Consider the following 23,352-nt stretch of genomic DNA (forward strand, 5'->3'; position numbering starts at 1 on the left):
ACCTAAACGTGACTTAATGGACGGGTTCATGTACGGTCTTGGGGTGGCCCATCTGGATCGGGCTGCGTCCGGGCTGACGCCGAGCTCTGCCACATCCCGGACTCCCAACACACTAAGGCAGAGACGGGGGACCCACAGTCTTCGGGCCGCTGCCCAGCGGTCCTTGGGGTGAAGCCGTCACGTCTAACGTGCCGGCCGGTTGACCTCCGCCGAACCCGACAGCTAACTCCGCAGGCGTTGAGAGGCAACCATCATGTCCCGTTCGCTTGATCAGTCGCGCCCTTTTCGGGCCGGGCGACACCGCGCAGCTGCTGCGCCTGTCATCACCACTCCAGTCACCCCCACAAGTTCCGACGCAGAAGCGTCACATCCCGGGCATAGTTCCACCGAAACGGCGTCCGCCCCGCTGCGACGACGCAGGGACAGGCGCCCGGCCTTCGACGTACCGCCTGCCCCGGAATCAGGACGCCCCTCGGAAACTGCATCGCCTGCAACCGAAGCCATTCCGGCAATAGCTCCCATGGGTTCCGCTCCGGAAAGCCCACGGAGGGCCGCCGGCCCGGGCGACGCGCCAACGACAGCACTTAGCCCCCAGGTAGCCTCTGCCTTCAGTTCCGATGCCCGGGCCATCCTGAAGAGAGCCGCTTCTGTTCGTGTGGTCGGCCATCGGATGGCCATAGTCGCCGGCTCCCTTGCCGTGCTGCTTGCCGTCGGCACGGCCAGCCAGGCCACCGAACTGCCTTTCTTCGGCAAAGAGTCGTCCGCCCAGGATGCCCCCGTTGCAACGGACGCGACCGGCGCCACGTCGGGAACACAGCCCACCGGCACTAATGGACGCGTGGCTCCCCGGCCCGGCGCCGCCACTCCCCCGGGCACACCGGGCACACCGGGCCAGGCCGCCCCGGGCACCGATAATGTGCCTGCTACTACGGATCCCATTGCCTCGTCCGTGCCAGCCGTCGCCGACCTCCCCATGCCAGTGGACGCTCCTACCCTGGCCGGAATCCTGGCTGACTCCCCCGCCGCGGTTCCGCCCTCACCGACGCCCACCGTAATCCTTCAGCCTCCGGTTATTTCACCTGCGACACCTGCTCCGCCAGCGTCTCCGGCAGCGGCCGCACCAGCACCCACAACGACGCCTCCGGCGGCCACACCCACACCAGTGGCCGCGTCACCAGCCCCCTCGCCCACTGGTACCGCTGCACCCTCCGAGGAAGGGGATGGCACCACCGATGAAGCAGTCGACACCCGCTCGTATGCCAGCGCCCGCCTGGCGTCCTATGGATGGGGCGCGGAACAGATGAATGCCCTGAACGTGCTGTGGGACACGTCGGCAAAGTGGCGTCCCAGCCAGGTGGACCGGGGATTGGGCTACATCAAGGAACGCTATGGCTCTCCGGCAAAAGCCCTGGAATTCCGCGCCGCAAACAACTGGTACTGACCCGGACAGTTCCCCGGCGGAAATCAGTCCCGCGGCCGCATCAGCGGTGGATTGAGTACGGCACGCGCCGGCTGTCCCGCAGCTGGCCTGGCAGCCTCAGCCAGCCGGTAAAGGGCGGCAGGACGGCCGGCGTCGCCGGCCGTCATCCGCCCGGTATCTTCCAGGAAATCAGGCGTTCCCGTGGCCTTGCGGTGGAAGTTGCGGGGGTCAAGGCGGGTGCCCCACACGGCCTCATAGACGGCGCGGAGCTGGGCTATGGTGAACTCCAGCCCGCAAAAAGCCGCTCCCAACGGCGAGTATTCGAGTTTTGACTTCGCCCGCTCCAAGGCGTCACTGAGGATCCGCTCGTGATCAAAGGCGAGCCGCACTTCGCCATTCATGACCTGCCTGACGGGGTACCAGGCCGCGTGCGCGGCGTCGCTCCCTGCCGCCAGAACCGGAAAGTCGGGAGCGAGCAGCAGGTGGGCCACGGTGAGCACGTCCCCGCGCGGGTCGCGTCCTTTGGGGCCATAACTGCCCAGCTGCTCCAAATGTCCTGGAAGACGTCCGACACCGGTCTCCTCCGCAAGCTCCCGGCCCGCGGCCGTAAGCAACTCCTCGCCGGCCAGGACGAAACCGCCCGGCAGGGCGAGCTGACCGCGGAAGGGATCAATCAGGCGGGTGATCAGCAAAACATTCAGCGCGCCGTCGCGGACGGTGAGGGCGACGACGTCGACGGTCACCGGGAAGCGCGCAGGCAGCGGGTGAGGTTCGGTCATGAAGCAATCCTAGGTATTTATCGTCACCTTGACAATAAGTCGGCGGTGATCCTACAGTCTAGTTATCGTCAGAATGACGAAAACGCACTGAAGGAGAAGCTCATGGCAAGCATCAAGCGCTACCCCTGGATCAGCCACTTCCTGGGCAGCCCTACGGGGTACGTCGTCCACCTGCAGCAGGGCCAGGTCAGGCACCAGGGTGTGGGCCAGGCATTCTGGTTCCGGCCGGCGAACTCCGTACTCAGCGAGGTCCCCGTGGATGACCAGGAACTGCCCACCCTGTTCCATGCCATCACCCGTGACCACCAGGACGTGAGCGTCCAGGCAAACGTGACCTACCGCTTCGTTGACCCAGTGTCAGTGTCCAGCCGGCTCGACTTCGGCCTCCAGCCGGCCGGTTCAGCCCCGGCCACGGGACGCGAACAGGTGGCCACGATCATCGGCCAGCTGTGCCAGAGCCACGCGATCGACCAGATCGCCACCACTACCCTCTCCGAAGCCCTCGAGCGCGGCGTCAGCCAACTCCGCACTATCCTCTCCGACGCCCTCCGAAGTGACGCGCGGCTCCTGTCCACCGGCATCGAGATCCTCGGGGTCCAGGTCCTGGCGGTCCGGCCGGAGTCCGACGTCGAGCGGGCGCTGCAGACACCCGTCCGCGAACAACTCCAGTCCGAGGCGGACCGGGCCGTGTACGAACGCCGGGCGGTCGCCGTCGAACGTGAACGGACCATCTCCGAAAACGAAATGGCGAGCCAGATTGAGCTGGCCACCCGGCGCGAACACCTGGTCGCCCAGGAGGGCGCCAACGCGCGGCGCCAGGCCGGGGAAAAGGCCGCCGCCGGCCTGATCGAGGCGCAGGCTGCGGCCGAACGCCAAGGCATCACCACCTCCGCCGAAGCAAACCAGATCCGGCTGGTGGGCGAAGCGGCCGCGGCACGCGAAGCAGCCACCATGGAGGTCTACCGGGGCATGGAGCAAGCCACGCTGCTGGCTCTGGCGCTGCGCGAGGCAGCAGGATCGCTGCCCAACATCGGCAACCTCACCATCACCCCGGACCTCCTGAGCGGGGCGCTGGCCGGGCTGTTCAGGGAGGCCCCGGCAGCCGTGACGCCGACCGCCATCGCCAAGTAAGGACGCACCATGGCAACCCCGCGCATAGTCATCGTCCACCGGCGGACCGAGCTCCAGGAGCTGCTGGACCGGCACGCCACCCGCGGCCAGGCCGAATTTTTCCTCCGCACCAGGGGCCGCAGCATCCAGGACGTCCAGGGGCGGCACGACAGGCTCACCGCAGCCCTGGCCTCCCTCCGCGCCGCAGTTCCCGCTGAATGGCGGCACGCCGAAGTGGAACGCGTGGACCTCAGCCGCTTCCTGCTCACACCGGACGACATCATCGCCGTGGTGGGCCAGGACGGGCTGGTAGCCAACGCGGCGAAATATCTCAAGGGCCAGCCCGTCATCGGCATCGACCCTGAACCTGGAATGAACCCGGGCGTCCTGGTCCAGCACTCGCCCCGTGCTGCGGCCAGGCTCCTGCAGGACGCGGCCCTGGCCGGGACGCCGGATCGGCTGCGGTGCCATGAACTCACCACGGTGACCGCGCGGCTCGACGACGGCCAGGAACTCTCAGGACTCAACGAAATTTTTATTGGACACGCCTCACACCAGTCGGCCCGTTACCGGCTGACAGTGCCGGACGGGCGGGCCGAGCGCCAGTCCTCCTCCGGCCTGATCGTCTCCACCGGCACCGGCGCCACGGGCTGGTGCGCATCGATCGCCCTCGAGCGCGGAGGACGCCCCCTGCCGGGGCCGAGGGATTCCCGGTTGGCGTGGTTCGTCCGCGAAGCATGGCCGTCCCCCATCACCGGAGCCTCCTTGACCGAGGGTTTGTTGGAGGCTGGCGAAACGCTTCGCGTAACTGTTGGCTCAGACCAGCTCGTAGTGTTCGGCGACGGCATGGAAGGCGACCGGCTCACAGCGTCCTGGGGCCAGGAAATCACGGTCCAACTGGGTGAGCGTCCGCTGCGGCTGGTGGCGTAAGTCCTCCAGCCCACTCTGGAGCCAGCTCAGTACAGGAAGACCGGCAGCCAGTCGCGGTTATGCGCGTGCACCAGCGCGAGGAACAGGACGAAGTCGAAAAGCAGGTGCACTGACACAACGTAGGTAAACGACTTTGTCAGTTTGAAGGTGTAGCCCTGCAGCAGCGCGAACGGGAACGTCAGGAGCGGACCCCAGGCCATATAGCCGATCTCCCAGAGGAAGGACGAGAAGATCACGGCTTGCAGGATGTTGGCGAGCCAGTCCGGGAAATGCAGCCGCAGCAGGGTGAAGGTGGTGCAGATAAAGAACAGCTCATCCCAGATGCCAACAGTGTTCACCCCGAGGAAAAGCCGCCAGAAGATGGTGGGGTCTGACGCATCCGGCCAGTTCTGGTAGACCCCGGTGCGGATCAGGTACACGGGAAGAATCAAGTACCCAAGAGCCACCACCGCGATCAGGTACAGCTTCGCGCTCAACGGCCATTTACGGCCGGTGTTCACCGGAAACTTGATGATGCTCTCGCGGTAGGCGTACCGCGACACCAGCCAGGGCACCAGCACGGCCAGGGCAAGGGCTCCACCCATGAGGGTCATGTGCGTGACGCTCAAGTCAGCGTTGAGGGGAACCAGGCTGATGATGACCATTCCCGCCGCGACCAGTATCAGGTGCCGCAGGAATCCGCGGTCGATCAGTGCCGCCGTGACCAGGCTCGTGGCGAGCATGCTGTAACCAAAGGGGTCGTTCTCGACGCCGAAAAGGAGCACCCCGGATGCGGAGAGCAGGACCGCCGGCACGAGCTTCCAAGTGAGCGCGGTACGGCGTGGTTGCGTCGAAAGCGTTGTCACCCCACAAGCATGTCACGGCCCTGTTTCCCCTGCCCACACGCGGTTTTCGGGAGTAAAATATGGCCGTCGGCAGGATTCCTGCGACTCCTTGCCGCCGCGCCGGTTCTCCACCTGAAGACCCGGCAGTTTGCGTGAAAGGGAGACCAATGACTACCGCCTCACACCCCGCCCAGCACCACATGATGGGGTTGACGCTTCACAACACCGCCCTGATTATTGGTGCGGTTTTCCTGCTGGTTGGAGTCCTCGGGTTCGTCCCGGGAATCACCACCAACTACGGCGCCATGACCTTCGCTGGACATGAGTCCGGGGCCATGCTGCTTGGGGTCTTCCAAGTGTCCGTGCTGCACAACATCGTGCATCTGCTGTTTGGCGTGGCCGGAATTGCCATGGCCCGGACAAACCCGATGGCCCGGTGGTTCCTCCTTGGCGGCGGCGTTGTGTACCTGCTGCTCTGGATCTACGGCCTGGTCATCGACATGAACGCGGCCGCCAACTTCGTCCCGTTCAACACTGCCGACAACTGGCTGCATCTGGTTCTCGGCGTCGGCATGGTCGGGCTGGGCCTCTGGCTCGGCCGGGACGCCATGGAGAAAAAGGGAAGCGCTATGTAGCGACCGGTTAGTGGAAAACCGGATCCTGAGGTGACGCGGTGAATGCCGCAGCGAACCATGGACGGCCCGAAGGTGAACCCGTATCCCTTTGGGTTGCCACCGCCGGAACCACCGATTATCCCGCCCTGCGCGGGGATGTTGAGGTCGACGTCGCGGTCATCGGGGCGGGCATCGCCGGGATGACCGCCGCGCTGGCCCTCAAACGGGCCGGCCGTACTGTCGCGGTCCTTGAGACCGCACGTGTTGGTACCGGCGTCACGGGCCACACCACCGGCAAGGTCACCTCCCTCCACCGTCTCGCCTACACCGGCATTGCACGCAGCCACAGCACGGGCACCGCCCGCGTGTACGGGCAGGCCAACCAGGCCGCGGTAGAACACGTCGCGCAGCTGGTGGCCGACGAAGCCATCGACTGTGACTTCCGCCGCGTCGCCAACTACACCTACGCCGAAAGCGCTGACGCGTTGGAACTCGTGCGCGCGGAAGCCAGCCTTGCTGCCCGCCTGGGCCTTCCCGCCACATTCACCGCGGAAGTGCCGCTGCCCTTCCCGGTCAGGGGTGCCGTCCGGTTCGATGGCCAAGGGCAAATCCACGCCGTGAAATACCTCCAGGGTCTCGCCCGCGCGGTACATGGTGACGGCAGCTTCGTCTTCGAGCACACCCGGGCCCAGAACGTCCACGATGGTTCCCCGGCCGTCGTCGATACTGAAAATGGCTGGGTACGGGCCCGCGACATCATCGTGGCCACGAATGTGCCGTGTGGCGGCCAGGGCCTGTTCTACCTGCGCTCTCATCCACACCGCTCGTACATCGTGGCCGGGCGCGTGGACACGCTACCGCTGGACGCCACATTCATCAGTGCCGACCAACCGATGCGATCCATTCTGACCGCCAGCGTCAACGGCACAAGCTACGTGCTCACCGGCGGCGAGGGCCACCGCGTATCCGAGTCCGGCGACACAGCCGCGCGGTACCGCAGGCTCGCGGCCTTCGCCCGCGACCGCCTCGACGTGGACAAGGTCGCATACCGCTGGTCAACACAGGACGGCATGCCGCTCGACGGGCTGCCGTACGCCGGACTTATGTCCCCCACGGCCAAACACGTGTACGTGATCACTGGGCTGCGCAAATGGGGCCTGACCAACGGAACCGCAGCTGCACTCATTCTCACCGACACCCTCACCGGCCGGACGAACGCGTGGGCCCCGGTGTTCAACAGCAACCGGATTACCCCGGCAGCCAGCGCGGGACGGTTCGTTAAGGAGAACATTAGGACCTTCGCGGCCGTCGTGGCCGGCAAGGTCCGCGGCCGGCCGGGCCACGCGGACCTGCTGCCGGGAGAGGGGACAGTCATCAAAGCTAACGGCGGGAGCACCGCCGTCTACAAAGACGAAGAAGGCCACGTTCACGCTGTATCCGCCACCTGTACCCATCTGGGCTGCACCGTCGGGTTCAACGCCGCCGAGGCCACTTGGGACTGCCCCTGCCACGGCTCCCGGTTCACCACCGACGGCGCCGTCATCCAGGGGCCAGCCGCCAAGGACCTCCCACCCGCACCGATGCCCTGATCGCCTGCTATCCGTCCGAGGGGCCGCGTCGTTGACATCCTTGCCGCCGTTTATGCTGGTCGAGTGACTCCTGCCCCATCCCCCAGCCCCCTCGACGTCATAGTCCATTCGGGGCCGGCCGACTGGTGGGTGATCCTTGCCGGGCTGGGACCATTGGCCGTTCTTGTCGCGGCCCTCCTGGCCTTCTACATCAACTGGCGCACGCTCAAGCAGCGGACGGAGGCCGACAAGACTGCGCTGGAGCAGAAGCGGGAAGCGGACGTTCAGGCCCTCAGGCAGAAGACTGAAGCGGACAGCCGGGCGGAATGGTGGAGGCGGACCCAGTGGGCTCTCGACCGGGCATTGGACGAAGATGAAGGAACAAAGGCCTTGGGGCTGGCAACCTTGGATGTTCTGGCTCGCAGCGAACTGGCCCGGGAAGAGGAGCTTGAGTTGTTCGACATCGCATGGAAAAACGTCTCAGGTGAGGAGAACGGGGATGAAAGCGGGCAGGAGGAAGACTCCGGCCAGGTGATCGCGCCCGTGGACTCCGATGAACACTTAGGCGACAATGGAACGACCGATGAAGACAAATCCAAGGAGGTTGGACCATGAGCGCAGCGTCATCTGAACACCGGTTCGTCCAGACTCCCCGGAGCACGCCCGCAACGCCGGCCAATAAGAAGCCCACGCCGGCCGAGCACCGTGTCCAGGTGGCAGCCGCCAGGTTGCGTGTCACGCTCGATGAGCGTCTCGGCCGTGAAACCCCGGCCAAGACCAAGGCGCTGGCCAAGGAGCCCATCTAGGTTTGTCCGGCCAGCCCCGGGCTCAGTCGTTGTGTTTCATCGCGGGGCTTCGCATTCCGCTGTAGGCCACCCCGACCCCTGCCAGGAAAATCAGGACAGCGAGGTAGACCGGGCCAAGGTGCCCAATGGTGGCCAGACCCCACGGGTAATGTGCGGGGACGGCCACCGCGAGTCCGACAGTCGGGACCACAACGGCTGTGGCGAAGGCCCAACGTTCTCCTCGGCGCACCCCGTACCAGGACAGGCATGCGATGGCCAGCCCGGTCGCAGCGATGAAGCCACTGAGCGCGATGTGCAGATGGCTGATGTAGTGATGCAACTGAGGGCTGAACGCTTCGACCTCCGCCATTCCCTTGTCCACTTGATCGGGGCCGATACCCAGCTCGAGGAACGCCCCCGTGAAGTTGAGCACCAGGAAGACTGCGGCGTACGCAACGAAAGCCAGCCCGGCAAGCGCCATGAGAGCGGCTCCCGTCCGGAGGCGGGCCTGACTCTGCGGGGTAGTTTGGATGGCAGGCATAGCCACCACACCCTCTCCTATTCACGTCGATACTCGTATAACAGCCCCGCGATCGGAGGCCTGTCAAGGGGGACCTGAAGAACGGGTGCGGGTAGGGGCGGCCACGCAGACGAGCGCCAGTACGACGGCGGTGCTGCCGCCACCAGCTGCTGAACACCCCCTGGTACCCCGCCACATTGTCGGCCCCCTTCCGTACCTTCAAGGAAGCAAAACCGAAGCTCGGAAAGGGGCGATTCATGTCAACGCCAAGTAGGCAGGACCGGGCAGAGCCCAACAGAATGGGCATCGGCCCCGGAACCCGCAAGCACGCCGGCGGCGCGTCGTTCCCCGAAACCCCGGCGAAGAGCACAATGCCTGAGTGGTATCCGGAACTACTCGACACTGTCGCCCGGCGGGTTGAGCGGGGCCAGGCGCGCGCCGTGGCCGCAGCCAACCAAGAGCTGGTCATCACCTATTGGGCAATCGGGCGCGACATCCTTAGCCGGCAAGGAGACGAGGGCTGGGGCGCGAAAGTGACCACCCGGCTTTCCGCAGATCTTCGCGGGCGCTTTCCCGATTCCAAGGGGTTTTCTCCGCGAAACCTCATGTTCATGAGGGCGCTGGCGGCAACGTGGAATGAGCAGGCAATTGTGAAAGCGCCGCTTTCACAATTGCCCTGGTACCACCACATCGCCCTGATCCAGAAGCTCGAGGATCCCGTAGCCCGCCTCTGGTATGCGGCTGCCGCCGTCGAGCATGGCTGGTCCCGGAACGTGCTGGTGCATCACATCGAAACCAGGCGCATGGAACGCACTGGACAGGCTGTCACGAATTTCACGGCGGTCCTGCCGTCGGAGGACTCTGACCTCGCGCGGCAGTCATTCAAGGATCCCTACATCTTCGACTTCCTCGCCATGACGGACAGGCGCAATGAGCGCGAACTTGAGAACCAGCTGGTCGATCACATTCAGAAGTTCCTGCTGGAACTCGGCCAGGGGTTTGCATTCGTGGGCCGGCAAGTGAAACTTCAGATCAACGCCCAGGAGTTCTTTGCAGATCTCCTCTTTTACAATTTCAGGCTCCGTTGTTTTGTAGTGATCGAGCTCAAGGCCACCGACTTCAAACCCGGATACCTCGGCCAGCTTGGCATGTACATGGCGGCCGTGGATGACCAGCTCGCCCACACCGATGACAAACCCACGATTGGCCTTTTGCTTTGCAAGTCCAAGGACAACCTGGTGGCCGAGTACGCGCTCCGGACAACGCAAATGCCCATCGGCGTCTCCGAGTGGAAAACTGAAATCGTGGAGTCGTTGCCAGAGGAATTGGCATCCACGCTGCCTAGCATCGAACTGCTCGAAGCCGAGCTTTCGCAGGACCTGTCATAAGAAAATCCGGCTACCCACAGGGATGCTTATAAAATCTGAGATCACGTACTTCCGGCCCGGGCCACTGGCGAACGGGATAGTGCGAGTGCCCATCCGCCGGCCACTCCAATGGCAAGCAGTACGGTGGCAAAGCCGATTGCCGGTGCGCTCGGCCAGGTCAGGGCGTTGCCATACCGCAGCAGGGCAAGCGCCTGCAGAATGACGAAGGCAACGGAGGTGAGGGCCACGGGGCGGACGGTGCGGAGGTCGCCGCTCAGCTGGCCCTGCGCGGCCGCCCACCCAAGACCGACCAGCCACGCTCCGATCGCCCTCGCTGTGAGCTCTGAGAGCGGCCACGGCCACCACGTGGCGGCTGAAATGGGTACTAGCAGGAGCGCCGCGCCGTATAGCAGCAGTATCCCGCCTATTCCCGCAAGGAGCAGCCGGAGCGCAGGGGGCAGCACTGGCCGTCCCGCCGTGACGGACTTTGGGACAGGACGCCGGGACCGGATCTGCATCCAGCTGATGACAAGCATCGCCACGGGCACGACGGCATAGATTGCCAGCCACGCCCAGGTGGCTATTTGGGCAGTGGGGGCGGTGTCCGACGACAGGTGGAAGCGGCTGAGATGAAGGAGGGTGACTCCGAGGGTCAATGTCGTGAAAATGAACACGGGCCAGACTGCCAGCCTCGCTGAACCCCAACTCGGTGAGCGTGCGCCCGTCACCTCCAGACCGGCGGCCGACCAATATGCCGCCCCGAGGAAGACCGCGGTCATGGGCGGATTGACTGTCCACGCGAAGAATTCATCAGTCCGGAGCGGAAACACGAACAGCACGAGCCCGGCAAGAAACACAAGGAATGCAGCGACGTAGAGCAGCCACCGCATTGGCGGAATCAACGGTGTGGCCTCATTCGAAGCGGACGTGACCGGTCAGCTCCTCGTGTGTGGATTCGGCACCGCGGGCAGCGGGCGAGGCAGGCAGGGGGTTCTCGGCCAGGTAGGTGTGAAGCATCGAGACCACGGTGGCGCCGTCCCCGACTGCGGTAGCCACTCTTTTGATCGAACCGGCCCGCACGTCGCCGATCGCGAAAATGCCGGGCATGCTGGTTTCAAGCGCCAACGGCGCCCTGTCCGGCCTGACGGACCCGGCGTCACTGACATCCCGGCTGGCGCCTGTGCGCAGAAACCCGGCCGGGTCACGCTCTACAGTGTCGGGCAGCCAGGAAGTCCGCGGCACCGAACCGATCAGCACGAACAGGCCGCCCGCTTCGATTTCCTCGCCCGGGGTTGCGTCCGCGGCTCCGGATGCAGCGACCTCGACGGCGGCAAGGAATCCGTCCCGATCGCGGGCCCCCACGAGCACCGTGCCATATCGGATCGCAACGTTCCGGGTGGCCTCGAGTTGGGAGATCAGGTACTCCGACATACTGACCGACAAAGTGGGTCCGCGCACCAGCAGCGTCACGTTCTTCGCGTACTTGGCCAGGTGCAGGACCGCCTGTCCGGCCGAGTTGCCGCCGCCCACCACACAGACGTGCTTTCCGGCCATCGCCGGCGCCTCGGAGACTGTGGCTCCGTAGAAGACGCCTCTGCCGACCAGATCCTCCAGCGGAGTGATGCCGAGGCGACGGTAGTCAACACCGGTGGCCACCACGACTGCGCGGCACCGCACGGCGCTGCCATCGGAAATCGACACCGTGTACAAGGCTCCGTCCGTGCCGAGCCCCTCCACCTTCCTGAGGAACAGGAAGTCCGTGCCCAGGGTCCAGGCCTGGTGAAATGAGCGGTAGGCCAGGTGGGCGCCGCTCACACCGCGGGAGAAGCCTGGGTAGTTGCGGATCAACGAGCTGGTGCCGGCCTGGCCCCCCACGGCTTCTCCCTCCACCACCATGGTGGAGAGGCCCTCAGAGGAGGCATACACGGCGGTCGCGAGACCGGAGGGACCGGCTCCCACGACCACCACGTCGAAGATCTTGTCGGCCGGTGGCGGTCGCGTCACCCCCATCGCTTCGGCGATCTCCAGGTCACTGGGGTTCTCGAGGACAATTGGTGGAGCGGTGAACTCCAGCACCATGACCGGCAGCACGGGGTTGCGAAGACCCACGCTCTCCAGAGTCCGTTCCGCCATCTCGGACCCGGCAGGGTGGAAGCCCACCGGGATGTGGTTCCGGCTCAAGGAGTCGCGCAACGCATGGGTTCTTTCGTCGCCTACCTCCCCGATCAGCCGGACCGCCTCGAACCCGACGCCCTGGGCCAGGTGCCAGTCATCGAGGGCATCGGTAATCGCCCCATGGAATTCTTCGTCCCGCAACCGTTCGGGACGTATGATCACCAGTTCGGCGTACCCCCGCGCGATCGCCCGGAATACGGTCGGGGCGCTGGCGAAGTCACCCCATATCACCACAACACCACGTTTGGCCGCCGGGTGAAAACCATAGGCCCGCCGCAGGAACTCCAGTCCACCGCGGTCAGCCGGTCCGTAGCACCCCAGTATGAGGGCGACCTGGCGGTTCCAGCGCCGGAGCCCGTCAAGCACCGCCCGCCCGTGGGCGTAGTCGGCGCAGGTCACCACCTCGTAGTCGGCACCGTACCGTCGACGTAACTCGTCTCCAAGAATGCGCCGAGAGGTCGGGTCCGTGGTGGCAATCAGCATGACCGGAACCGAGTGATCCATGGCCGCCGTCTTTCCGGTTCAATGGTTCGGTGGCGCCCACGATACTCGCGCTAAGACATCGGGGACAAGGGCGGGAAGATTCTGCCAGAATAGCTCCCGACGGTGGGCACGCGGGATGACCTGAGCGGAACCGGCGCGATGGAAAGGGAGGACCCCATGGAGGACCGCCCTATTCCGGGAATCAGCCTCGCCGCCACACCGAGTGGAACAGGTTGCCTGGAGTGCCTCAGCGGTGACGGCCCGGGGTGGTGGCTACATCTTCGCCGCTGCGCCCAATGCGGCCACATCGGATGCTGCGATTCTTCACCCTCACAGCATGCCAGTGCCCACGCGCGCACTGTCGGTCACCCCGTCGTGAGGTCGTTTGAACCTGGGGAGGACTGGTTCTACGAGCACACCACGAAGAAGTTCTTCCGCGGCCCGCGGCTTCCGGATCCTCAGTCCCGACCACCGGAGCAGCCGGCACCTGCGCCGGCAGACAAGGTACCGGCAGACTGGCGAGAGCGCATACACCGGTAACCGCGGATCGGGCATCAACCGTGCTGTCGCCGGGGTTCGGCGAAGGATGCTGGTTAGGCTGGGTGGATGGCAACAGTTATCCTCGTGCGGCATGGCCGCACCACGGCCAATGCCGCCGGACTGCTGGCGGGTCGGGCGGCCGGCGTCAGTTTGGACCAGCTCGGGCGCGAGCAGGCAGCCTTGACCGGAGACCGGCTCGCGGTCGTGCACCTGGCTGGGGTGGTATCGAGCCCCCTCGAGCGTTGTCAGGAAACCGCTCGGCTCATTCTCGATCGCCAGGCTGGTAATCCCTTTGCTCCGACCGACCCAGATCTCAACGAATGCGATTACGGCCAGTGGCAGGGCCGCATGCTTAGTGAGCTCGCCACCGAAAACCTGTGGTCTGCTGTACAGTCGCAGCCGTCCACAGTCGTTTTCCCGGGCGGTGAATCCATGGCGGCGATGCAGGCCCGGTCGGTAGCGGCAATCAGGCGCCACGATGCAGCGTTCGAAGCCAAGGACGGGCCGGGAGCCGTGTGGGTGGCAGTGACTCACGGCGACATCATCAAATCAATCCTCGCCGACGCGCTCGGTATGCACCTTGACCTGTTCCAGCGCATTAACGTGGGCCCTGCCTCCGTATCGATCGTCCACTACGGTGCTGTTCGGCCGACCGTCCATGCAATGAACACCGACGCGGGCGATCTGTCCTGGCTGTCGAAGGGCATCAGCTCCGGCGATGCGCAGGTCGGCGGCGGCGCAGGGCAGAAGGCGCAGTAAACCTCATGTGCTTAAAATACTGACATGCCCACACTTGTTCATGAGTTTGCCTGGCCTGACCGGGTCGTCATCGGCACCATCGGCGTTCCGGGGGCGCGCACGTTCTACCTGCAGGTTCGCTCAGGTAAACAAATCGTGAGCATCGCACTGGAGAAGCAGCAGTCGGCTCAGCTCGCCGAGAAGATTGACGAAATCCTCGATCAGCTCATCACCCTCGAAGGCAACCCCTTCAGCGTTCCCACGGGGACTCCCATCGAACTCGTCGACAATGATCAGCTCGAGGCGGTCACGGAGCAATTTCGAACCGGGGCCATGACCTTAGGGTGGGACCCGACGACCGCGCAGGTGGTCATAGAGGCATACCCCATCACCGAAGTCGATGCTGATGACAACGTCGAATCACTGGCGGAGAACGGCGCTGATGTGCCCGAAATGTTACTGCTGCGGATGCCGGTTGGCACCGCCAGGGCATTCGCCAAGCGGACCCGGGAGGTGGTGGGCGCCGGGCGTCCGGCATGCCCGCTCTGCGGTTATCCCGTGGACGCCGACGGGCACGTCTGCACCGTGCCCGAGGTCTGATGCCGGCACCCGACCTGCTGACTGGCGAACTGATCCTCATTGGGCGCATCACGACGGCGTCGAACGCCACCTTTGTGGGCAGCATCGGCGACACCACGGTCGTTTATAAGCCGATAGCCGGCGAGAAACCGCTGTGGGACTTTCCTGATGGCTTCCTTGCCCACCGGGAGGTAGCCGCCTACCTGGTTTCGGAGGTCCTCCGCTGGAACGTTGTGCCACGCACCTGGCTGCGGGACGGTCCATTAGGTAAAGGAATGGTGCAGCTGTGGCAGGAATCAGACCCCGACCAGAATGCAGTGGAACTCATTGCGACGGAAGTACCGGAGACCGGGTGGAAACAAGTCCTTGAGGGTCAGGATGAGTCCGGACGGACGGTCGCCCTTGTCCACGAGGACTCTCCGGCGCTCAGACGCATGGCGGTGTTCGACGCCGTCGTGAACAACGCCGACCGCAAAGGCAATCACGTCCTGGCCATGAAGGACGGACACCGGCACGGCGTGGACCACGGGCTCACCTTTCACCGGGACCACAAGCTGCGCACTGTGCTGTGGGGGTGGCTGGGCGACAAACTGACCACCGAGGAACTTGCGGGCATCGATCGTGTCAGCGAAGGACTGCACGGTGAGCTGGGCCGAAACCTGGCGGACCTGCTCAGCGGCGAAGAAATCGCTTCGCTCACTGCACGCTGCACACGGTTGCGGTCGGCACGGCAGTTTCCGGCCCCGAGTGGTGACATGCCCGCGGTGCCTTGGCCGCTGTTCTAAGGGTGTCCATGTACACGAATGCCCCGCACGCTTGGCGTACGGGGCATTACAAGGCCGAGGAGGCATCCTGAACGACTAGAAGTCCCAGTCCTCATCCTCAGTGTTGACGGCCTTGCCGATCACGTAGGAGGAACCTGACCCTGAGAAGAAGTCGTGGTTCTCATCGGCGTTCGGGGACAGCGCCGAGAGGATCGCCGGGTTCACGTCCGTGACGGAAGCTGGGAACATGGCCTCGTAGCCCAGGTTCATCAGGGCCTTGTTGGCGTTGTAGTGCAGGAACTTCTTGACATCCTCGGCCAGGCCGACGCTGTCGTAGAGGTCGTGCGTGTACTGCACTTCGTTTTCGTACAGCTCGAAGAGCAGTTCGAAGGTGTAGTCCTTGATCTCCTGCTTGCGCTCCTCGGAGAGGCCTTCCAGGCCCTTCTGGAACTTGTAGCCGATGTAGTAGCCGTGCACGGCCTCATCGCGGATGATCAAGCGGATCAGGTCAGCCGTGTTCGTCAGCTTGGCCCGTGAGGACCAGTACATGGGCAGGTAGAAGCCCGAGTAGAACAGGAAGGACTCCAGCAGCGTGGAGGCCACCTTCCGCTTCAGGGGATCGTCACCCTGGTAGTAGTCCATGACGATCTGGGCCTTCTTCTGAAGGTTCACGTTCTCGGTGGACCAGCGGAATGCCTCGTCGATCTCCTTGGTGGAGGCCAGCGTGGAGAAGATCGAGGAATAGCTCTTGGCGTGCACAGACTCCATGAACGCGATGTTCGTGTAGACGGCTTCCTCGTGCGGCGTGATCGCGTCAGGGATCAGCGACACGGCGCCGACGGTGCCCTGGATGGTGTCCAGCAGCGTCAGTCCGGTAAACACGCGCATGGTGAGCTGCTGCTCGTCCGGAGTCAGCGTGGCCCACGACTGCACATCGTTGGAGAGCGGGATCTTCTCGGGCAGCCAGAAGTTGTTGACCAGACGGTTCCAGACGTCCACGTCCTTGTCGTCCTGGATGCGGTTCCAGTTGATCGCTTCGACGTGGCTAAGCAGCTTGACCTTCTCGGTCATGTCATCCCCTAAACGTTGGGTTGTTCTTTGAAGTTAAGCGTACGACGGCGGGCGGGCGCCCGCCGTCGTACCGTCCAGATTTAGTTGAAGATTAAAGCATGCAGCTGACGCAGTTGTCCACCTCCGTCCCTTCCAGCGCGAGCTGGCGGAGACGGATGTAGTAGATGGTCTTGATGCCCTTCTTCCAGGCGTAGATCTGCGCCCGGTTGATGTCGCGCGTGGTGGCGGTGTCCTTGAAGAACAGCGTCAGGGACAGGCCCTGGTCCACGTGCTGGGTGGCAGCGGCGTAGGTGTCGATGACCTTCTCGTAGCCGAGCTCGTACGCGTCCTGGTAGTACTCCAGGTTGTCGTTGGTCAGGTACGGCGCCGGGTAGTACACGCGGCCCAGCTTGCCTTCCTTGCGGATCTCAATCTTGGACGCCACCGGGTGGATCGAGGAGGTGGAGTTGTTGATGTAGGAGATCGAGCCCGTCGGCGGGACGGCCTGGAGGTTCTGGTTGTAGATGCCGTGCTCCATGACGGAAGCCTTCAGCTCGCGCCAGTCATCCTGCGTGGGGATGTGGATGTTCTTGAACAGCTCCGCAACCTTCGCGGTCTGCGGAACCCATTCCTGCTCGGTGTACTTGTCGAAGAACTCACCCGAGGCGTACTTGGACTTCTCGAAGCCGCCGAAAGTCTGCCCGGTCTGGATTGCCAGCAGGTTGGAGGCGCGGACCGCGTGGAACACCACCGAGTAGAAGTAGATGTTGGTGAAGTCCAGGCCCTCTTCGGAGCCATAGTGGACCCGCTCGCGGGCCAGGTAGCCGTGCAGGTTCATCTGGCCCAGGCCGATGGCGTGGCTCTGGTCGTTGCCGCGGGCGATGGATGGCACCGAGGTGATGTTGGACATGTCCGACACTGCGGACAGCGAGCGGATGGCCGTCTCGATGGTCAGGCCGAAGTCCGGGCTGTCCATGGCCTTGGCGATGTTCAGCGAACCCAGGTTGCAGGAGATGTCCTTGCCGGTCTCGTCGTAGGACAGGTCATCGTGGTACGTGGTGGGCTGGGAAACCTGGAGGATCTCCGAGCACAGGTTGGACATGATGATCTTGCCGTCGATCGGGTTTTCCCGGTTCACGGTGTCCTCGAACATGATGTACGGGTAGCCGGACTCGAACTGGATCTCGGCGAGGGTCTGGAAGAACTCGCGCGCCTTGATCTTGGTCTTCTTGATCCGGGAATCGTCCACCATCTCGTAGTACTTCTCGGTGACCGAGACGTCGGAGAACGGCATGCCGTAGACGCGCTCGACGTCGTACGGGGAGAACAGGTACATGTCCTCGTCCTTCTTGGCCAGCTCGAACGTGATGTCCGGGATGACAACGCCCAGCGAGAGGGTCTTGATGCGGATCTTCTCATCCGCGTTCTCGCGCTTGGTGTCCAGGAAGCGGTAGATGTCCGGGTGGTGAGCGTGCAGGTACACGGCGCCGGCACCCTGACGGGCACCGAGCTGGTTGGCGTAGGAGAAGCTGTCCTCGAGGAGCTTCATCACGGGGATGACGCCGGAGGACTGGTTCTCGATCTGCTTGATCGGGGCGCCGACCTCGCGGATGTTGGTCAGCGCGAACGCCACGCCGCCGCCGCGCTTGGACAGCTGAAGAGCGGAGTTGATGGACCGGCCGATCGACTCCATGTTGTCTTCGATGCGGAGCAGGAAGCAGGAGACCAGCTCGCCGCGCTGGCGCTTGCCGGCGTTCAGGAACGTGGGGGTGGCCGGCTGGAAGCGGCCTTCGATGATCTCGTCCACCATCTGCAGGGCGAGCTTCTCGTCGCCGCGGGCCAGGTGCAGGGCCACCATGCAGACGCGGTCCTCGTAGCGCTCCAGGAAGCGGTTGCCGTCGAACGTCTTCAGTGTGTAGGACGTGTAGAACTTGAACGCGCCCAGGAACGTCTCGAAGCGGAACTTCTTCTTGTACGCGCGGTTGTAGAGCTCGCGGATGAAGTTCATCGTGTACTGGTCGAGGGTTTCGCGCTCGTAGTACTGGTTCTTCACCAGGTAGTCGAGCTTCTCTTCCAGGTCATGGAAGAACACGGTGTTGTTGTTCACGTGCTGCAGGAAGTACTGGTGCGCGGCCTCGCGGTCAGCCTCGAACTGGATCTCGCCGTTGGGGCCGTACAGGTTCAGCATCGCGTTCAGCTCGTGATAGCCCAGCCCCTTGTAGGCGGCCGGCATCTCGGGCTTTTCGACGGCGGCACCCGCGCGGGTGCCCTGGCCTTCGGCCCTGGTTACTTCTGTATCTGCGACAGTCGTGTCCAAAACGTGTCCAATCCATTGTTGACGCGGGCAACGTCGTCTGGCGTGCCCATAAGTTCGAAGCGGTAAAGCCTGGGGATTTTGCATTTGGCGGAGATGATGTCCGCAGCCATGCAGTAGTTGTCCCCGAAGTTTGTGTTGCCTGCACCGATGACGCCGCGGATCAGTTTCCTGTTCTGCGGGTTGTTCAGAAAGCGGATGACCTGTTTGGGCACCGATCCTTCGCCGCCGGTGCCGCCGTACGTCGGCAGCACCAGCACAAACGGCCTGGCGGCGAGAAGGGGTGCGTCCTTCGGGTAAAGCGGGATCCGGGCCAGCTCGCGGCCGAGCTTCGCAACGAAGCGGCTGGTGTTCTCGGAGGTGGAGGAAAAATAGATGAGCTGGCTTTGCGTGGTGACCGGCTCCGGCGGAACCGCCTGGGCCTCACCGTCGTCATCCCGGCCGGCGCGCTGAGCCGCGTCAACGGGATTGTCGGTTTCACCTGTCGCGGTGAAGGAAGCCCCGGCTGTTGCCAGTGCCACGGGAGTCACCTCAGCTGCATCGAAGGTTGCCTGACGGCAGGAAAAATGAGGCCCTAGGCCACGGAGGAAACAGCGGAGAGTGCCAGTTCCTCGATCTTGTCCGGGCGGAATCCTGACCAGTGGTCCTGGTCGGTGACCACAACAGGAGCCTGCATGTAGCCCAGTGCCTTCAGGCGCTCAAGGGCCTCGGCGTCCTGGGAGATGTCCACGCTCTGGTAGGTGATGCCCTTTTTATCCAGTGCACGGTATGTTGCGTTGCACTGAACACAAGCCGGCTTTGTGTAAACCGTAACGGTCATGGTCCCTGTCCCCTTTGTCGAAATATCGCTCTTCTTAGGCGGGCCGTTCCGAACTGGAATCCATGTCCGTTACTGCCCTGGCCTGCATGCCGCTTCCGCGGCCCGTCTACAGTTTGATGTCCTGCGCTGGTGTCCCGCTCAAGCTGTATGTAGATACTACATGTAGTGCAGAGAGCTCTCCGGAACCCCAAGATGATGTATTACAAGTATGTCATTTAATGCACTTTTAATCCACAGGCAGACCCCCGCAAAATGTCCGGAAATCCGCTGATTTCGGGGACGAAATCCACACCCTGTGGAGTACTTAGCCACAATTAACCGTCAGCGTGTCGCTCCGTGGACGGCGTGTCGCGCCTGGTGCCGGGGCCCCTATATGTTGTGTCCGGCACACAAAAAGGGGCCCCGAAGTGATCTTCGGAACCCCTTAAGGTGACCAAGCCCACGGACATTTGGGCAGGGTCGGCGTTGATTGGCAAAAAACTAGAGCTGTGCCTCCCGGCGGTCCAGCACAATCTGCTGCACGTCCAGGTAGCCCGACTGGAAACCTGCCCGCGAGTAGCAGAGGTAGAAGAGCCACATCCGCTGGAACACCGCGTCAAAGCCCAGCTCGCCCACTTCTGGCGATCGGGCCATAAACCGCTCCTCCCAGAGCCGCAGGGTCGCCGCGTAGTGATCGCCCATGCCCATCCGTTCCCGGACACGGAGCGTGGTGTGCTGCTGCGTCACGCCCTCGATGGCGCGTACCGACGGCAGGAACCCGCCGGGGAAGATGTACTTGTGGACCCAGGTGTACGCATTGCGCGTGGCGAGCATGCGCCCGTGCGGCATGGTGATGGCCTGGATGGCCACCTTTCCGCCGGGCGCAAGGACGCGGTCGATCGTCTGGAAGTAGATCGGCCAGTACTCGTAGCCCACGGCCTCGACCATCTCAACGGACACAACGGCGTCGAACTCGCCCTCCACGGCCCGGTAGTCCTGCAGGGCAACGGTCACCCGGCCCGCATGGCCGGCGGCGGCGATCCGCTCCTGGGCCAGGGCCTGCTGTTCGCTGGACAGCGTGACGCTGTACACGGTGGCGCCGCGCGCGGCTGCCCGCAGGGCCAACTCCCCCCAGCCCGTGCCGATTTCCAGCACCCGGGTTCCGTCGGCCACGCCGGCCTTGTCCAGCAGCCTGTCGATCTTGGCCTGCTGGGCCTCCGCCAGCGCTTCCCATGGCACGGACGTCAGGGCTCCGGCGTCCGCGGGAAACAGCGCCGACGAGTAGCTCATGGTGCTGTCCAGGAAGTTCGAGAACAGCTCGTTGGAGAGGTCGTAGTGCCGCGAGATGTTGCTGCGGGTGTTCTGCTCGTCGTTGCGCTCCTGCCGCGGCGTCCGTGGCAGGTAGAGGGTCCGGAGCTTCTGCAGCGGGGTGGGGATCAAGGTGTCCACGGATGCCGCGAAGACCTCCAGCACACCCGCAAGATCCGAGGCCTCCCAGTCCCCGGCCATAAATGACTCGCCGAGTCCGATCAGGCCGTTGTCCCCGATCCGTGCCTCGAACGCTTCGGGCCTGGCCATGGTCATGACGGGCGCGTCGGGGCCGCCGGTGCCAAGGACCGAACCGTCCGGGTAGGACACCCGCAGGGGCAGCCGGCGGACGGCCGCCTTGAAGAGCAATCCCGCGGCCTTGCCCGCCACCAGGGCCCTGGTGCCCGACGGCGGCTGGGCAACCCCGGGCCAGACGTCAGGGTCGATGGTGGCCGGGGCTGCCGGTACCCCGGCTCCGTTCCAGTCCGTCACCGGGTGCCGGGTGGCTGGCTTCGCAGTGGCAACCTCCGCGGCAGCAGCTGTTCCGTTCTCATCGGTCATTGTCATTGAACTGCCTCCTGTGAGGGGTGGTGTGGCTTTTTGACGACGGGCAGGCGTTTTGCCCAGAGTCTAACGCCCTGGATTCTGATCAGGGCGGATACCAGCAGCGGCGCCGCCGGGACGGCCGCTGCCGCTGCGAGGATGTTTTTGATGGTGGCCGGGTGCCGTTCACCATCCATGGTGGCGATGAACGGCCGGTGTCCGTCCCGCTCCAGCACGATAGAGACGGCCAGCCGTTCGCCCGGTGCGGGCAGCTTCATCCGGTACTGCCCGTCAAGGTCGTTGAACGGTGAAACGTAGAAGGCCTTGGGCACGCTGGCCCGGCCGGAGGGATCTGTCTCCAGGACGTAGCAGTGGCGTTCGCCGTAGGTGTTGTGGACTTCGGCAACGACGCACTGCAGGTCCCCGGACTGCCGGTAGCACCAGAAGAGCGTGAGGGGGTTGAAGACGTGACCGAAGACCCGGGCGCTGGTCAGCATCCGGATGGCCCCGCCGTCGGGCTCCATTCCCCGGGTCCGGAGGAACCGCTCAACATTGGCGCGGATGGTTGCCGACGGGTCACCGAGGTGGTCCCCGGCACGGAAGACGGCCAGCGGCCGTAACAGCAGCGGCAGGCGCGGCAGCCGGTCAACGTCAACGAACCAGCTGTAGCTGCGGTACGTGAAGGCGTTCTTCAACGGGGTCTGCCGCACATGGGAAATCGAGGTGCGGTAGATGGCTGCAGTGGAAGTCATGGTCCCTCCGCAGCCGCCAGCAGTTCGGGCTCCGCCGTGGTCCCGGGCGCAGCCCAGGTCCGGCCCAGGCTGGCGGCGGCGCGCACGCCGGACAGTGCACCGTCCTCGTGGAAACCCCAGCCCAGGTAGGCTCCGGCGAAAGCCACGCGGTGGTCGCTGAGGGCGTCGATGCGCTGCTGTGCCTGCAGCGAGTCGGGGGTGTACTGGGGATGTTCGTAGACCATCCGTTCCAGGACCTGGTCATCGGCGATGAGTTCGGACTCCCCCAGGCTGACCAGGTAGGGCCGTCCGTCTGCGGGTTCAAGCCGCTGGAGCCGGGTGAGGTCGTAGCTGACCAGGACCTTGTCCGGACGGGCGTCGCAACCCGGGAGCCGGTAGTTCCAGGACGCCTTGGCGTTGGCCGCGGCGGGAAGGACAGCCGGGTCGCGGTGGAAGACAGTGTGGTTGACGGAGTAGGGCATGCCGCCCAGCGCTGCCTTCTCGTCCGGGGTGGCGTCAGCGAGGAAGCCGAGGGCCTGTGCCGGGTGCGTGGCAATCACCACGGCGTCAAAATTCTCCACGCCCTCCGCTGTGGCGACTTCCACGCCGTCGGCGTGACGCCGGACAGCCGTCACCGGCGTGCCGAGCCGGATGTCCGGCAGTGTTGCCGCGAGCTTCGCCACGTACCTCACCGAACCGCCGGTGACCGTGCGCCACTGGGGCGAACCCTTGACGCCCAGCATGCCGTGGTGCCCCAGGAAGGTAAACAGATACCGGGCAGGGTAGGACAGCGCCGTGGTGGGGTCGCAGGACCAGACGGCGCTGACCACAGGGGTCATGAAGTGCGAGATGAAATAGGGGCTGAAGCGCTCCCGCGCCAGGAACTCGCCAAGAGTCGGCTCCGGGGCGGCGGCCTTGGGGTCAACGGACGACGCCGGCACCTCCTGGATGAGCGCCCGGGCCCGGCGGTAGAAACGCATGACTTCGACCAGCATCAGGAGGTAGCGTCCACGCAGCAAGCTCGACGGGCGCGCGATGATGCCGCGGGCGCCGTCGCGCGCCCCGGCGTATTCCAGCCCGCAGCCGTCACAGCGGACGGACATGCTCATTTCGGAATCCTGCGTTTCCACGCCCAGCTCGGCGAACAGCCGCAGCAGCGTGGGATAAGTCCGTTCGTTATGGACGATGAAGCCCGTGTCTATCCCCAGGGCAGGGCCGTCCTGCTGGGGGACGCTGTGTGTATGCGCGTGGCCGCCCAGCCGGGTATCCGCTTCGAAGAGGGTGACATTGTCATGCCGGTTAAGGACATACCCCGCCGTGAGCCCGGCCACGCCGCTGCCAATGACCGCTACGCGGCGGCTGGCGCTCCCGGCGTTGTTCCCTGCGATTGACACTGATCTGCTCCTGTTGC

24 protein-coding genes and 1 riboswitch are annotated in these 23,352 nt (G+C 64.4%); of the genes, 12 read left to right on the forward strand and 12 right to left on the reverse strand.

Features of this window, described 5'->3' with window-relative positions:
* Positions 1-67 precede the first annotated feature (67 nt).
* Positions 68-251, forward strand: a riboswitch (cyclic di-AMP (ydaO/yuaA leader).
* Positions 252-670: 419 nt separating this feature from the next.
* The gene (locus EYS21_RS10530) at positions 671-1,441 is read left to right on the forward strand and encodes a hypothetical protein (protein ID WP_131133146.1); all 771 of its coding nucleotides are present in this window, start codon (positions 671-673) and stop codon (positions 1,439-1,441) included.
* Positions 1,442-1,464: 23 nt separating this feature from the next.
* On the opposite strand, the gene EYS21_RS10535 is transcribed toward EYS21_RS10530, so the two are convergent.
* Positions 1,465-2,199 (reverse strand): NUDIX domain-containing protein, encoded by a 735-nt coding sequence (locus tag EYS21_RS10535; protein WP_131133147.1) that lies wholly within the window; start codon positions 2,197-2,199, stop codon positions 1,465-1,467.
* A gap of 102 nt (positions 2,200-2,301) precedes the next feature.
* Between EYS21_RS10535 and EYS21_RS10540 the strand changes: the two genes are divergently transcribed.
* A complete protein-coding gene (locus tag EYS21_RS10540; RefSeq protein WP_131133148.1) occupies positions 2,302-3,330 on the forward strand; it encodes an SPFH domain-containing protein in 1,029 nt (342 codons plus the stop codon).
* Between the two features lie 9 nt (positions 3,331-3,339).
* Positions 3,340-4,239, forward strand: coding sequence for a hypothetical protein (locus tag EYS21_RS10545; RefSeq protein WP_131133149.1), 900 nt, complete (start codon positions 3,340-3,342; stop codon positions 4,237-4,239).
* A 26-nt stretch (positions 4,240-4,265) separates the two neighbouring features.
* On the opposite strand, the gene EYS21_RS10550 is transcribed toward EYS21_RS10545, so the two are convergent.
* Complete coding sequence (locus tag EYS21_RS10550; protein ID WP_131133150.1) at positions 4,266-5,084, reverse strand: CPBP family intramembrane glutamic endopeptidase; 819 nt, start codon at positions 5,082-5,084, stop codon at positions 4,266-4,268.
* A gap of 146 nt (positions 5,085-5,230) precedes the next feature.
* Here EYS21_RS10550 and EYS21_RS10555 point away from each other — a divergent pair, with 146 nt between their 5' ends.
* The 4 genes from EYS21_RS10555 (at position 5,231) to EYS21_RS10570 (ending at position 8,051) form a co-directional block, all read left to right on the forward strand.
* On the forward strand, positions 5,231-5,698 hold the full coding sequence (locus EYS21_RS10555; RefSeq protein WP_131133151.1) for a DUF4383 domain-containing protein: 468 nt from the start codon (positions 5,231-5,233) through the stop codon (positions 5,696-5,698).
* A gap of 38 nt (positions 5,699-5,736) precedes the next feature.
* Positions 5,737-7,266 (forward strand): FAD-dependent oxidoreductase, encoded by a 1,530-nt coding sequence (locus EYS21_RS10560; protein WP_131133152.1) that lies wholly within the window; start codon positions 5,737-5,739, stop codon positions 7,264-7,266.
* A 153-nt stretch (positions 7,267-7,419) separates the two neighbouring features.
* A complete protein-coding gene (locus tag EYS21_RS10565; RefSeq protein ID WP_242633370.1) occupies positions 7,420-7,860 on the forward strand; it encodes a hypothetical protein in 441 nt (146 codons plus the stop codon).
* A complete protein-coding gene (locus EYS21_RS10570; protein WP_131133154.1) occupies positions 7,857-8,051 on the forward strand; it encodes a hypothetical protein in 195 nt (64 codons plus the stop codon). Before EYS21_RS10565 ends, EYS21_RS10570 begins: the two co-directional genes overlap by 4 nt.
* Before the next feature lie 22 nt (positions 8,052-8,073).
* Here the strand turns inward: EYS21_RS10570 and EYS21_RS10575 are convergent, their stop codons facing one another.
* Entirely contained in the window at positions 8,074-8,571 is a 498-nt protein-coding gene (locus tag EYS21_RS10575; RefSeq protein WP_131133155.1) for a hypothetical protein, read from the reverse strand.
* A gap of 278 nt (positions 8,572-8,849) precedes the next feature.
* On the opposite strand from EYS21_RS10575, the gene EYS21_RS10580 reads away from it, so the two are divergent.
* Positions 8,850-9,938: a PDDEXK nuclease domain-containing protein gene (locus EYS21_RS10580; protein WP_131133156.1), complete on the forward strand. Its 1,089-nt coding sequence runs from the start codon at positions 8,850-8,852 to the stop codon at positions 9,936-9,938.
* A 41-nt stretch (positions 9,939-9,979) separates the two neighbouring features.
* Here the strand turns inward: EYS21_RS10580 and EYS21_RS10585 are convergent, their stop codons facing one another.
* Positions 9,980-10,807, reverse strand: coding sequence for a hypothetical protein (locus EYS21_RS10585; protein ID WP_131133157.1), 828 nt, complete (start codon positions 10,805-10,807; stop codon positions 9,980-9,982).
* A gap of 22 nt (positions 10,808-10,829) precedes the next feature.
* The gene (locus EYS21_RS10590) at positions 10,830-12,596 is read right to left on the reverse strand and encodes an FAD-dependent oxidoreductase (protein ID WP_131133158.1); all 1,767 of its coding nucleotides are present in this window, start codon (positions 12,594-12,596) and stop codon (positions 10,830-10,832) included.
* Between the two features lie 156 nt (positions 12,597-12,752).
* Between EYS21_RS10590 and EYS21_RS10595 the strand changes: the two genes are divergently transcribed.
* From EYS21_RS10595 to EYS21_RS10610, 4 genes are all read left to right on the forward strand, one after another.
* Positions 12,753-13,115 (forward strand): UBP-type zinc finger domain-containing protein, encoded by a 363-nt coding sequence (locus tag EYS21_RS10595; RefSeq protein ID WP_131133159.1) that lies wholly within the window; start codon positions 12,753-12,755, stop codon positions 13,113-13,115.
* 66 nt (positions 13,116-13,181) lie between these two features.
* Positions 13,182-13,874 carry an MSMEG_4193 family putative phosphomutase gene (locus EYS21_RS10600; protein WP_131133160.1) on the forward strand — a complete coding sequence of 231 codons (693 nt, stop codon included), beginning with the start codon at positions 13,182-13,184 and terminating at the stop codon, positions 13,872-13,874.
* A gap of 24 nt (positions 13,875-13,898) precedes the next feature.
* Entirely contained in the window at positions 13,899-14,453 is a 555-nt protein-coding gene (locus EYS21_RS10605) for a DUF3090 domain-containing protein (RefSeq protein WP_131133161.1), read from the forward strand.
* A complete protein-coding gene (locus tag EYS21_RS10610) occupies positions 14,453-15,217 on the forward strand; it encodes an SCO1664 family protein (protein WP_131133162.1) in 765 nt (254 codons plus the stop codon). Before EYS21_RS10605 ends, EYS21_RS10610 begins: the two co-directional genes overlap by 1 nt.
* A 75-nt stretch (positions 15,218-15,292) precedes the next feature.
* Here EYS21_RS10610 and nrdF read toward each other — a convergent pair whose 3' ends face one another.
* The 7 genes from nrdF to EYS21_RS10645 all read right to left on the reverse strand — a co-directional run bounded on the left by nrdF (position 15,293) and on the right by EYS21_RS10645 (position 23,335).
* The gene (gene nrdF / locus EYS21_RS10615; protein WP_131133163.1) at positions 15,293-16,267 is read right to left on the reverse strand and encodes a class 1b ribonucleoside-diphosphate reductase subunit beta; all 975 of its coding nucleotides are present in this window, start codon (positions 16,265-16,267) and stop codon (positions 15,293-15,295) included.
* 91 nt (positions 16,268-16,358) lie between these two features.
* On the reverse strand, positions 16,359-18,479 hold the full coding sequence (gene nrdE / locus EYS21_RS10620) for a class 1b ribonucleoside-diphosphate reductase subunit alpha (protein ID WP_131133278.1): 2,121 nt from the start codon (positions 18,477-18,479) through the stop codon (positions 16,359-16,361).
* 53 nt (positions 18,480-18,532) lie between these two features.
* Positions 18,533-18,937, reverse strand: a complete 405-nt coding sequence (gene nrdI, locus EYS21_RS10625; protein WP_242633383.1) for a class Ib ribonucleoside-diphosphate reductase assembly flavoprotein NrdI — start codon at positions 18,935-18,937, stop codon at positions 18,533-18,535.
* A 197-nt stretch (positions 18,938-19,134) separates the two neighbouring features.
* Positions 19,135-19,380 carry a glutaredoxin-like protein NrdH gene (nrdH, locus tag EYS21_RS10630; protein ID WP_013601222.1) on the reverse strand — a complete coding sequence of 82 codons (246 nt, stop codon included), beginning with the start codon at positions 19,378-19,380 and terminating at the stop codon, positions 19,135-19,137.
* Positions 19,381-19,860: 480 nt separating this feature from the next.
* Positions 19,861-21,234: a class I SAM-dependent methyltransferase gene (locus EYS21_RS10635; protein WP_207307741.1), complete on the reverse strand. Its 1,374-nt coding sequence runs from the start codon at positions 21,232-21,234 to the stop codon at positions 19,861-19,863.
* Entirely contained in the window at positions 21,231-21,962 is a 732-nt protein-coding gene (locus EYS21_RS10640; RefSeq protein WP_131133164.1) for a DUF1365 domain-containing protein, read from the reverse strand. Before EYS21_RS10640 ends, EYS21_RS10635 begins: the two co-directional genes overlap by 4 nt.
* Positions 21,959-23,335, reverse strand: coding sequence for an FAD-dependent oxidoreductase (locus EYS21_RS10645; protein WP_242633371.1), 1,377 nt, complete (start codon positions 23,333-23,335; stop codon positions 21,959-21,961). The genes EYS21_RS10640 and EYS21_RS10645 overlap by 4 nt, the downstream gene beginning before the upstream one ends.
* Positions 23,336-23,352 lie beyond the last annotated feature (17 nt).

Origin of the sequence: Arthrobacter sp. S39, assembly GCF_004320525.1 — a bacterium.
GTDB lineage: Bacteria > Actinomycetota > Actinomycetes > Actinomycetales > Micrococcaceae > Arthrobacter.